Origin of the sequence: Lacihabitans lacunae, from assembly GCF_042649125.1 — a bacterium.
GTDB classification, from domain to species: Bacteria; Bacteroidota; Bacteroidia; order Cytophagales; family Spirosomataceae; genus Leadbetterella; species Leadbetterella lacunae.
The window spans coordinates 1,347,314-1,358,658 of the sequence record NZ_JBHRYQ010000001.1 but is presented as its reverse complement, the minus strand read 5'-3'; the positions used below and the strand labels follow the sequence as shown (position 1 = coordinate 1,358,658).

Sequence of the window (11,345 nt, the reverse complement as noted above, 5' to 3'; positions counted from 1 at the left end):
TATAAAAGCAAAATTTTATTAAACGATAATCCTATCTCAATGAAAGTTTTATGAGTTCTTCGAGTGTTACGTCTCCAGCCGTCCGTTTTAATATGGTGTCTATACTCTTCTCGGCGGTAGCTTTGGCTATACCTAATGTTGTGAGGGCTTGCAAAGCTTCTGAGCGAAGTCTATGATTTACAGAAGCAAACATGGTTGGGTTTTGACCATCAGCCAATATTTCTTTGTTTATTTTATCTTTAAGTTCCAAAACAGCCCTCTGTGCGGTTTTGGCTCCAATGCCCTTTATGTTTTGAATGGTTTTGATGTCTTCAGAAACAATTGCTTGTTTGATTTCAATAGAACTTAGTGACGACAAAAACACCAAGGCAATGCTAGGCCCAATTCCCGAAACGCTAATTAAATGCTCAAAAAGTTCTCTTTCGTCTTTTGTGAAAAAACCAAAAAGTGTATGTGAGTCTTCTCTAACTATTAATATAGTATGAAGGGTAACTAGCTCATCTGTAACATTTAATGCACTAAACGTTTGGAGAGAAATCTTTACAAAATATCCTACACCGGCCACATCGAGCACCACATGTGTGGGTTCTTTTTCTATGAGTTTACCTTTTAAGTATGCAATCATATTTTTTGTTTTCTTCTTATCAAAAATCTAAAAATAGCTTTTAAACTGTATTTCTGATTAAGTTGAGTATTGGGTTTAAGTATCAAATTTAAGCCAAAAAAACAGATTAATGACTAAAAAAGGTAAGATTTGATTTCATTTTCTGTGAGCAAGCCTGTTCTTCTCCATACTTGTTTTCCATTATGAAAAATCAAAAATGTCGGAATTTCTTCTACTTCGTATTTTTCTACTATCGAAGCGTTTTTGTCAGAGTCTATTTTTAGCAAGGTAAGATTTTTGTTTTCACTTTTAATTTTCTGAAGAATAGGCTCCATTTTTTTACACGGGCCACACCAATCGGCATAAAAATCTACCAAGACCCATTCATTGGTTTTAATAGTTTCGTTGAGGTTTTGAATGGTCATATAAGCCAATGGCCGTGTAGTGTTTTGGCTTGAAACATAAGGTTTTGAGCTAACGGTCCATTTTTCAAAGCCACCCACTAATATTTTGATGTCTTTATAACCCATTTCCTCAAAATACTTTTCAGACTGTAAGCTGCTTTTGCCAGTTTGGCAGTAAATAAAAAGAGGTTTATTTACGTCGTAATACTGCAAAAGCAAGCTTTCAAATTCTTCGGAAGCGAGGTCAATGTTATACGCTTTTTTTAAATGTCCTTTTTCAAAAAGGTCGCTTGATCTAATATCTAATAACTGTGGATTTGAATATTTTTTTAGTTCTAAATAAAAACCTTGAGGGCCAAGTTTACTTACCTGTGCCGAAATATTAAATGAGATTAGAAACAAAAGCGGGTATATTAGTTTTTGCATATAAGAATAGCGGTTTTTTAAAATCAAATATAGAGATCTTGGATTAAAATATGTGCTTACTGTCTAACGAAAATCTTAATAAATAGGTATCACATTATTTATATAAATATTTAAGATTCTGATTTTCAACTTAATTATATGGATATATTTTGATAAATACCACTAACTGAGTTTGGTAGTTTTAAATAATTGCAAAATTTGAAATTAGAATTATGACTTTCAGCAAAATAATCCGTTACTTTGTAATTGATTTACGGTGATTTATGGTAGAATTGTATTATTCTCACATAAATTATAATTAAGCCAAATTTTCAAATTAATTTTTATAAAATGAGTCAAATTGTTAAAGTTCATGCTAGACAGATTTTAGATTCCAGAGGAAATCCAACTGTTGAAGTAGATGTATTAACCGAAAATGGATATTTAGGTCGTGCCGCAGTTCCTTCTGGAGCTTCTACTGGTATTCACGAAGCCGTAGAATTACGCGACGATGATGATAAAGTTTTTATGGGCAAAGGTGTCCTGAAAGCAGTTAAAAATGTAAACGAAGAAATCGCTGCCGAACTTTTAGGAGTTGATGTTTTCGAACAAAGTTTTATCGATCAAGTTATGATTGATTTGGACGGAACTGCAAACAAAGGTAAATTAGGTGCTAACGCTATTTTGGGAGTTTCTATGGCAGTAGCCAAAGCGGCATGTCAAGAAGCTGGTTTACCACTTTACAGATATATTGGAGGTGTAAACGCCAGTACGCTTCCTGTGCCAATGATGAACATCCTTAATGGTGGTTCACATGCGGACAACTCTATCGATTTTCAAGAATTTATGGTAATGCCTGCAAAAGCAGATACATTTTCTGATTCATTGAGAATGGGTACTGAGATTTTCCATAATCTTAAGAAAGTTTTAAAATCAAAAGGATATTCAACTAACGTTGGTGACGAAGGTGGTTTTGCTCCAAATATCGGTTCAAACGAAGAGGCTATTGAAATAGTTTTAACTTCGATTGAAAAAGCAGGTTACAAGCCAGGTGAAGATGTTTTCATTGCGATGGATGCTGCTGCTTCTGAGTTTTATGATACCAAAACTGGTCTTTATACTTTCAAGAAATCAAGTGGAAAGCAATTGAATTCTATGGAGATGGCTGCTTACTGGAATGAGTGGGCTGACAAATATCCGATTATGTCAATCGAAGACGGTATGGCTGAAGACGATTGGGCTGGATGGGCTGAATTGACAAAACTTTCGGGTCATAAAATCCAACTAGTAGGTGACGATTTGTTTGTAACAAACGTGAAGCGTCTACAAGAAGGTATCGACAAGAATATTGCTAACGCTATATTGGTTAAAGTAAACCAAATTGGTTCACTTACTGAAACTATCGATGCAGTAAACCTTGCTCACAGAAACAAATATAAGAGTGTAATGTCTCACCGTTCTGGTGAAACTGAAGATGCTACAATTGCTGACTTAGCTGTAGCTTTAAACACAGGTCAAATAAAAACTGGTTCGGCTTCTCGTTCAGACAGAATGGCGAAGTATAACCAATTATTAAGAATTGAAGAAGAGCTAGGAGATGCCGCTTATTTCCCTGGTTTAAAATTCTAATAAAAAGATAATTTTAAATTTTTAGAAGCGTTGGTAAATTAAACTACCAACGCTTTTTTTGTTTCTATACATTATTATATATTTGTTTAGTGAAATATATAAATGCTATCCTAAAATGAAAAAAATAATATCTTCTCGATTTAAAGACTATCAGTTCTACATTATTTCTGCTGGGCTGTTTATAGTTTGGTTGGTTTTCTTTGACCGTTCTAGCCTGCTTACGCAAATAGACTTGGCCATGGATCTTAAAAACTTAGCTAAAGAAAAAGCTTTTTATGAATCAGAATTAGAATCTATAAAAAAAGAAGAAAAAGCGATTTTGGGTGATATGAATTCATTAGAAAAATTTGCGAGAGAGAAGTATCTCATGAAAAAAGAAGGTGAAACGGTATTTGTGTTGGTAGATGAAGATAATGAACCTATAAAAGAAGAGTAATTATGAAAAAAGTGTTGTTTGTGTGTTTGGGAAATATTTGCCGATCGCCGTTAGGTGAGGCCACTTTTAATAAAATTATCAGCGAAAGAGGTTTAGAGCAGGAACTTCAAGGTGATTCAGCTGGAATAATGGGTTGGCATGTAGGGAAAAAAGCAGACCCAAGGGCTATAAAAACCGCTGAAAATCACGGAATAGAAATTACCCATGTAGGTAGAAAACTTTCGAAAGAAGACTTGACTAACTTTGAACATATTGCGGTAATGGACGAGAAGAACTTTGAAGACGTACATACCTTTTACTATGAGCAGATGGGTACTCCACCTCCAGCTGATAAGCTTTTTTTAATAAGAGACTATGATCCAACTGTAAGAGGAGTAAATGAAGTGCAAGACCCGTACTACGAAGGTGATGAGGTTTTTGAAGAAGTTTACCAAACCTTATATAGAAGTAACGAGAAATTAGTAGATGCCCTTGTTGAAAAATATGAAATTGGGCTCTGATATTGATGTAAAAGTATTTTCTGGAAGAATTTCAAAACTCGAGAAAGAAGCTTTTGAAATGAAATTAATAGAAAATCCGAGCGATATTGATATGTTATTGCAAAAGGCAGATTCTGAGGATCTGCCTTTTGTATATAATCTTTTTTGGGTTTTAAAAGGGGTTTCCGAAGAATCTCCCAAATTGTTAGAGATTCATGTTAATTCTATTTTGAAAGTAATGAGTTTATTTAAAAAAAACGATGGAATCCAAAGAAACGGAACCGCGATACTTTCAAATATCATTATTCCAGAAGAATATATGTCGCAGTGTTATAAATTGTGTTTTGGGAAATTAATCAATAGTAGTAGAAGTATAGCCGAGCGTGTTTTTTCGATGACGACCTGTTTTAATATAGCCATCAATTATCCAGAATTATTGGAGGAGTTAAAGTTAGTACTTTCTGAAATACTAGAAAAAGAAGGGCATCTTTCTGCCGGAATAAGGTCAAGGGCAAAGTCGGTCCTGGTAAAGGTTAATCGACATTTGCATAAATAGTATCCATAATTCTTACGAGCTCGTCATAATCTTGGTCACTAAGTTTTTCCCAAGATTTTTTTCTCGAAGATGCAATTATGCTATGAGCCTTTTTGTGTAGTTCAAGGCCCTCAGTTGTCAGGTTCAAAGTGAACTTTCTGCGGTCTTGTTTACTCATATTACGCTCTATTAAGTTCTTTTTTACCAAGAGGTCTAATATACGCGTAATGGTGGGGGCGTCTTTATAAATTATGTTTCCAAGTTCGTTTTGGGTGATACCTGGGTTTGGTTTTATATGGTCTAAAACCACCCATTGGTCTACTGTTAAGTCTATTTTACCTTCGGTTAAGTTCTTTTGCATGAAGTTTCTTATCTTCTTAATTGTAGAGTCAATTTTAAAGAAATAAGCTCTTTTATCTGAATGGGTCATTTATTATAGGTATATATTTATCTAAAATATAACTAAAATTTCGAACTTTAAAACATTGTTGTGACAATTGTTGATTTTACTAAGAATTATACCACTAAAATCCAAAATTTATTATGATTTATATCGCATAAGTCAAATAAGATAATATTCTCTTATTATTTTCTTAATCGTTTTATTACCTTGTAGTTTTGTCAAAATGAAAAAAATATTTAAAATTTTACTGATAACTGTCGGCACTTTACTTGGCTTAGTGCTTGTTATATTTCTTGTTTGTTTTCAAAAGTTAGATGATACACCTTTGGAACAAACCGCTCATTTTAAAAAGTGGCAAGAAATCAAGACGGCCTTCAAATCTAATGCTATTGAAAGTCAAAGTTCAATAAAAGTAGCTTGGGCAAAAGTGAATATTACGCCGCCTCAACCGATAGCTTTAGCGGGCTATGGTAAAAGGCAAGGTAAGTCTTACGACAAAGTTCAAGACTCGGTGTATGTTAGGGTAGTGGCTATTGAGCATGCCAGTCAGAGCACTTTCTTACTATCAGCTGATATGCTGATAGTGCCCCCAAATGTCACGAAGTTATTTTATGCAAATCTTAATAAAATAGGTATTGATTCTTCTCAAGTTCATATCTCGGCGATTCATTCGCATAACAGTATCGGTACTTGGGGTAGTAGCTTAACTGGAGAGCTTTTCGCAGGAAAATATAATCCTGAAATGGAAATTACACTTGCCGCCAAATTTACGGAGGCTGTACTAGCAGCTAAAGAAGACCTAATGGAAGGATCTATTAGTTATGGTGAAATAAATGATATATTTGATATTAGAAATAGGCTGGGAGAGGTGCCAAACCCCGAAGTCGACCCTGAAATAAGAGCATTGACTTTTAATAGAACGGACGGTAAAAAAGCGATTTTAGTTACCTATGGGGCACATTCTACGGTGATGGATTCTAAAAACATTTCGCTCTCACGCGATTATTCGGGTATGTTGGTAGATTCATTGGAGCATCATAACTATGAGTTTGCTATGTACATGGCGGGTGCTGTAGGAAGTATGGGACCCGTAGAAAACGGAAAAGATGATTTTGAAGAATTGAAACACCAGTCGGGTGGCGTTTTTTCTCATATTACGGATATTCTGTGGCAGCCAGTTTTCAATGAAAAGAAAATAGTAGAATCATATTTGCTTCCTCTGCCGCTTAGAGAACCAAATCCTAAAATATTTAAGAACTGGGGACTACGCCCGTGGATGTTCAAAAAGTTTTTCGGAGACTATCCGGTCAATGTAAAAGCAACACGGATAGGAAATGTAATACTGATAGGTATGCCTTGTGATTTTTCTGGAGAAATGATGAATGAACTAGACGATTACGCCAAATCGAAAGGATATAACCTGATTGTAACGAGTTTTAACGGAGGTTATATGGGATACGTAACCGATGAAAAACGATTTGATGAAGATTTGTATGAATCAACCACGATGGCTTGGTATGGTAACCAAAATGGCGTTTATTTTTCGCAAGTGGTAAAAGACTTAGTAGATAAAATAGGAGAGTAATTACTTTACTCTCCCATTTCAAAACGAATTATTTTTTTTCTGAATCTACTACAGAAATAGCCACCATGTTTACTATTTCTCTTACCGAGGCTCCAAGTTGTAGCACTTGTACCGGTTTTTTAAGTCCTAACATTATTGGTCCTATTTTCTCTATTCCTCCAACTTCTTTAACAAGGTTGTAGGCTATGTTAGCAGAAGATAGATTTGGGAAAATCAATGTATTTGCAGCTCCATCAGCCAAGTCGCTAAACGGATGGTTTTCTTTTAACAATTCTGTGTCAAATGCTAAGTGAGCTTGCATTTCACCGTCCACTATCATCTTTGGATGTTTCTTTTTCAATATATCAACCGCCTGTCTCATTTTCATTGCGGCCGGACCGTTTGGTACTGATCCAAAGTTTGAATACGTAAGTAAGGCAATTCGAGGTTTGATGTTGAATTTTTCCACTTCTTTTGCAGCCAATTCAGTTATTTCAACCAACTCTTCTACTGTAGGGTCAAAATTAATGGTTGTATCGGCTAAAAATAAAGGCCCTTTTTTAGTCATCAAAATATACATACCTGATATTCTTCGAACTCCATCTCCTGGGCCAATAACTTGAATGGCGGGCCTGATTGTATCTGGGTAACTATTAGAAAGACCGCCAATCATAGTATCTGCCATGCCGGTTTCTACCATTAGTGAGCCATAATAACTTCTTCTTGAAACCAGATTGTAGGCTTCTGACTTGGTCAAACCTTTTCTTTTCCTTTTGTCAAAAAATAGCTCGCCAAAGCTTTCAGCTCTCTTTTTCTCTTCATCATTGGCGTAGTTTCTAGGGTCTATAACTTCTACACTTTCAGGTAACTCTATACTATTTAACTCAAGTATTTGTTTGATTTTTTCTTTGTTACCTAAAAGAATCGGGAATGCTATTTTCTCTTCCAAGACTTGTTGTACTGCCTTAAGCACCGATAGGTTTTCTGCATCAGCAAAAACTACGCGTTTAGGGCTTTTTTTTGCTTTGGTCATAATCACCTTTGTCAAGGTGTTGTCTTGTCCAAGTCGCTTAGAAAGCTGCAATTCATAAGCATCCCAATCTTTTATTTCGTATTTGGCTACACCAGTTTCCATTGCAGCTTTTGCTACAGCAGGTGCCACAGTTGTAAGTAAACGTGGATCTACAGGTTTTGGAATAATGTAGGTTTTCCCAAAAGTCAAATTGTTTTCACCATAGGCCATATTTACGATATCTGGCACAGGTTTTTTTGCTAAATCGGCAAGTGCCCTTACGGCAGCAAGCTTCATCTCTTCATTTATTTCGCTCGAACGTACATCTAAAGCTCCTCTAAATATATACGGAAACCCTAAAACGTTATTAACTTGGTTGGGATAGTCTGATCTACCTGTCGCCATTATTATGTCTGGTCTTGCTTCCATAGCAAGCTCATACGATATTTCAGGAGTAGGGTTGGCAAGTGCGAAAACAATACAATCTTTAGCCATGGCTCTTACCATGTCTTGTGTCAATATATTTCCTTTTGACAAACCTATGAATACATCTGCACCTGCCATGGCTTCTGCCAGAGTAGTGCTTGCGTCTAGTTTATCGTTTGCAAATTCTATTTTTTTCCCATCTAAGTTTGTTCTTGATGGATGAATCAGGCCTTTTGAGTCAAACATGAAAATGTTTTCTCTTTTTGCTCCTAAAGCCGAATATAACCTGGTACACGATATCGCCGAAGCTCCTGCACCATTTATTATTATCTTAACTTTTTCGATGTCTTTTTCAACGAGCGAAAGTGCATTTAAAAGCGAAGCAGCAGAAATAATTGCTGTTCCGTGCTGGTCATCGTGCATTACCGGAATGTTCAACTCCTTCTTTAGTCGCTCTTCTATTTCGAAACACTCAGGGGCAGAAATATCCTCAAGATTTATTCCTCCGAAAGTAGGCTCCATTATTTTGACAGTTCTTACAAACTCGTCGACGTCTTTGGTATTTAGTTCAATATCAAATACATCGATATCTGCATAAATTTTAAACAGTAATCCCTTACCTTCCATTACCGGTTTTCCGGCCATAGCTCCAATGTCGCCAAGTCCAAGTACAGCAGTACCATTACTAATTACGGCCACTAGGTTTCCCTTAGCGGTATATTTGTAGGCATCGTCTGGATTTGCCTGAATAGCCAAACAAGGCTCTGCTACACCTGGGCTGTAAGCCAAAGATAGGTCTCTTTGATTTGCGTATTCTTTTGAAGGAATTACCTCTATTTTGCCGGGTCTTCCTTTAGCGTGATAGTTTAATGCTTCTTCTTTTAAATTGTTATTTTTTGACATATAAAATCATAGTTGATTCAAACCGCTAATCTAATCATCAAATAGATTTAACTAAGGTTTTATTTGAAATAAAAAATCTTGGATAAGAATTGGTTAACGAGTTAAATAAATAGAAATATTGAAATTCTAAGATTTAATATAAAGATTTTATTTGAAATGCGTTAGAGAATTTTGGAATAAAATACCTTAACCAAATATTATTTTTTTTCAGAAAGAATCATATTTATTCTTAAAATCTTGGATTCAAAGACACTTCCTACTAAAAACTTGGTATTTAAATGGTAAGGAGCCGCAACACTTGAGCCTGAAATTTCCTCTCCTTTATTTATGTACACCAAGTTTTCTGATAACATTGGCGAAGCTGCGGGGTTGAAATCCATCTTTATCACGGCCGAAGGCGAAAGTGCCTTTTCGTTTTTAGCATGCTTTAAAAAATCAAGCATTTTAGGATGGCAACCCACCCATAGGTTTCCGTCAAAATCTATTTCAATATTGTCTGGACCATAACTAGTAGGAGACTCCCCGAGTAGGTTTAACTTAAAGGTTTCTGGATCTGGAGCATACGTGTATATCTTTCGATCTAAAGTACTGGCTACAAAAATGTAGCGATGGTCAGCTGAAATATTGATACCATTAGGGTAGGCTATACTTTCTGAAACGGGCTTTGCTCGCTCTCCGTCATAATAGACCACATTGCCATTGGCAATTCTTCCAAAGTCTGCGAGTGATCTTAATATTCCAGGCTTTAGTTTATGGTCGTTTGTAAGATAAAACTGGTTTTCACCAACAGCCAAAATATCATTTGGTGACAAAAACTCGGTGCTTCTATATTTATTTTCAAGCTTTAAGCTATCGCCGAGAATCTCAAACTTCAGGACTTCGTGTTTGGCGTCAGCATGCGATATTACAAACAAAAACTTCAGTCCATTTCCTAATTTGATAAATGAAATACCGTGTGGACGAAATTGCTTTAAATTAAACTTTTGGGTCAAATTTATTAAGCTATCCGTGGGCTTATTTAAGTCCATCAAGTATATATCGCCTGTTTTTTCTCTATTTCTTCTATCTTGAGAGCTTAAGTAGGCAAACGATGTTTCGGAGTCTATGGTGATGTCTTCTATGCCTGGTGGTGTTTTGATTATTTCCTCACTTAGGTTTTGAGAGGGTGTTATTTCTATAAAATACCCTGCCGCTTTAAGGGTGTCAAAAACTTTCCAAAAAACTAAAATTAAAGCCAATAATGCGTATATTTTTATCCTTTTCATGGTTTGGTGTTTTATTCTATTCCGAAATTATCTTTTAAAATATTTTCAGAATCTTCGACATGAGAAAATGCATATTCCATTTTTTCCATATCTAATTCATTCTCATTTCTCGAAATCCAAATTGTGGCTACGCCGTTACCTATAAAATTAGTGATGGCTCTTGCCTCAGACATAAACCTGTCCACTCCGAGCAACAAAGCCAAGCCTTCAACGGGTATTACTTTTATGGCCGATAGGGTAGAGGCTAAAACCACAAATCCGCTTCCCGTAACGCCAGCAGCTCCTTTTGAGGTAATCATCAAAACACCAATAACGGTCAAAACTTGTTCGAGCGAAAGCTGTATTCCATATACTTGGGCTAAAAACAACGTGGCCATTGAGAGGTAAATAGTGGTGCCGTCAAGGTTAAATGAATATCCAGCAGGCACAACTAGCCCCACTACGGGTTTTGAGCAACCCATGCGTTCAAGTTTTTCCATTAGCGAAGGCAAGGCAGCTTCAGAAGAAGATGTACCTAAAACTATTAGCAGTTCTTCGCTGATGTATCTCAAGAACTTAAAGATGCTTATTTTGTAATATCTCAAAATCATATTTAATATCACAAATATGAAAATTGCCATAGTAGCATAAACCGAAATCATAAGTTTACCCAATGGTAAAAGTGTTTTAATTCCGTATTTACCGATCGTAAATGCCATTCCGCCGAATGCTCCAAGAGGTGCTAAAAACATGACGAAGTGTAATGCCTTAAAAACATATTTCGATAATAAATTAAGTACGCTAAGTGTTTTTTCTTTTCTTTTAAATTTGCTTAGAAAAATACCGAAAATGATAGAAAACAAAAGAACCTGAATGGTGATGTTATCTTTTAAAAATTTTAGCCAACTAAAACTCTGAGATTGACTGGTGTAGGTGCTTATGTCTTGTGTGCTATCTATAGCGGTAGTCACCACACCGTCGCCTGGCTGAATAATATTGGCCACAAAAATACCGATGATTAAAGCAAAAGTAGTTACTATTTCAAAATAGAGTAATGCTTTTCCTCCTACTTTTCCTACCTTTTTTAAGTCTCCCATTCCGCTGATACCCAGCGATATAGTTAGAAAAATAATGGGGTTAATAAAAAGTTTTACCAAATCGATAAATCTTGTGCCAAGCCATTTAAACTCAATTGCTTTATCGGGTGCAAAATGGCCCAACAAAGCACCAGAAGTGATTGCTGTTAATACCCAGAATGTAAGGTTAGTAAAGATTTTTTTCATATAAAATAAGCCCTCATT

The 11,345-nt window shown here is 35.7% G+C and carries 11 protein-coding genes; 5 read left to right on the top strand and 6 right to left on the bottom strand.

The genetic code is table 11. The features are described 5' to 3' along the window. Nucleotides 1–31 precede the first annotated feature (31 nt). Nucleotides 32–625 (bottom strand): Holliday junction branch migration protein RuvA, encoded by a 594-nt coding sequence (ruvA, locus tag ACFOOI_RS05910; protein ID WP_379836082.1) that lies wholly within the window; start codon nt 623–625, stop codon nt 32–34. A 113-nt stretch (nt 626–738) separates the two neighbouring features. Next, nucleotides 739–1,434, bottom strand: a complete 696-nt coding sequence (locus ACFOOI_RS05905) for a thioredoxin domain-containing protein (protein WP_379836080.1) — start codon at nt 1,432–1,434, stop codon at nt 739–741. Nucleotides 1,435–1,764: 330 nt separating this feature from the next. Between ACFOOI_RS05905 and eno the strand changes: the two genes are divergently transcribed. The 4 genes from eno to ACFOOI_RS05885 all read left to right on the top strand — a co-directional run bounded on the left by eno (nt 1,765) and on the right by ACFOOI_RS05885 (nt 4,513). After that, nucleotides 1,765–3,042 (top strand): phosphopyruvate hydratase, encoded by a 1,278-nt coding sequence (gene eno / locus ACFOOI_RS05900; RefSeq protein WP_379836078.1) that lies wholly within the window; start codon nt 1,765–1,767, stop codon nt 3,040–3,042. Between the two features lie 115 nt (nt 3,043–3,157). Continuing rightward, nucleotides 3,158–3,478: an FtsB family cell division protein gene (locus ACFOOI_RS05895; RefSeq protein WP_379836076.1), complete on the top strand. Its 321-nt coding sequence runs from the start codon at nt 3,158–3,160 to the stop codon at nt 3,476–3,478. 2 nt (nt 3,479–3,480) lie between these two features. Further along, nucleotides 3,481–3,978 (top strand): low molecular weight protein-tyrosine-phosphatase, encoded by a 498-nt coding sequence (locus ACFOOI_RS05890; RefSeq protein ID WP_379836074.1) that lies wholly within the window; start codon nt 3,481–3,483, stop codon nt 3,976–3,978. Beyond that, complete coding sequence (locus ACFOOI_RS05885) at nt 3,962–4,513, top strand: hypothetical protein (protein WP_379836072.1); 552 nt, start codon at nt 3,962–3,964, stop codon at nt 4,511–4,513. Before ACFOOI_RS05890 ends, ACFOOI_RS05885 begins: the two co-directional genes overlap by 17 nt. Here the strand turns inward: ACFOOI_RS05885 and ACFOOI_RS05880 are convergent. After that, the gene (locus ACFOOI_RS05880) at nt 4,491–4,922 is read right to left on the bottom strand and encodes a MarR family winged helix-turn-helix transcriptional regulator (RefSeq protein WP_379836070.1); all 432 of its coding nucleotides are present in this window, start codon (nt 4,920–4,922) and stop codon (nt 4,491–4,493) included. The two genes, ACFOOI_RS05885 and ACFOOI_RS05880, sit on opposite strands and share 23 nt — an antisense overlap. A gap of 196 nt (nt 4,923–5,118) precedes the next feature. On the opposite strand from ACFOOI_RS05880, the gene ACFOOI_RS05875 reads away from it, so the two are divergent. Further along, a complete protein-coding gene (locus ACFOOI_RS05875; RefSeq protein ID WP_379836068.1) occupies nt 5,119–6,480 on the top strand; it encodes a neutral/alkaline non-lysosomal ceramidase N-terminal domain-containing protein in 1,362 nt (453 codons plus the stop codon). Nucleotides 6,481–6,508: 28 nt separating this feature from the next. On the opposite strand, the gene ACFOOI_RS05870 is transcribed toward ACFOOI_RS05875, so the two are convergent. From ACFOOI_RS05870 to dctA, 3 genes are all read right to left on the bottom strand, one after another. Next, nucleotides 6,509–8,800, bottom strand: coding sequence for an NADP-dependent malic enzyme (locus tag ACFOOI_RS05870; RefSeq protein WP_379836066.1), 2,292 nt, complete (start codon nt 8,798–8,800; stop codon nt 6,509–6,511). Between the two features lie 197 nt (nt 8,801–8,997). After that, nucleotides 8,998–10,065, bottom strand: a complete 1,068-nt coding sequence (locus tag ACFOOI_RS05865) for an SMP-30/gluconolactonase/LRE family protein (RefSeq protein ID WP_379836064.1) — start codon at nt 10,063–10,065, stop codon at nt 8,998–9,000. Between the two features lie 11 nt (nt 10,066–10,076). Further along, nucleotides 10,077–11,327: a C4-dicarboxylate transporter DctA gene (gene dctA, locus ACFOOI_RS05860; protein ID WP_379836062.1), complete on the bottom strand. Its 1,251-nt coding sequence runs from the start codon at nt 11,325–11,327 to the stop codon at nt 10,077–10,079. Nucleotides 11,328–11,345: the final 18 nt, after the last annotated feature.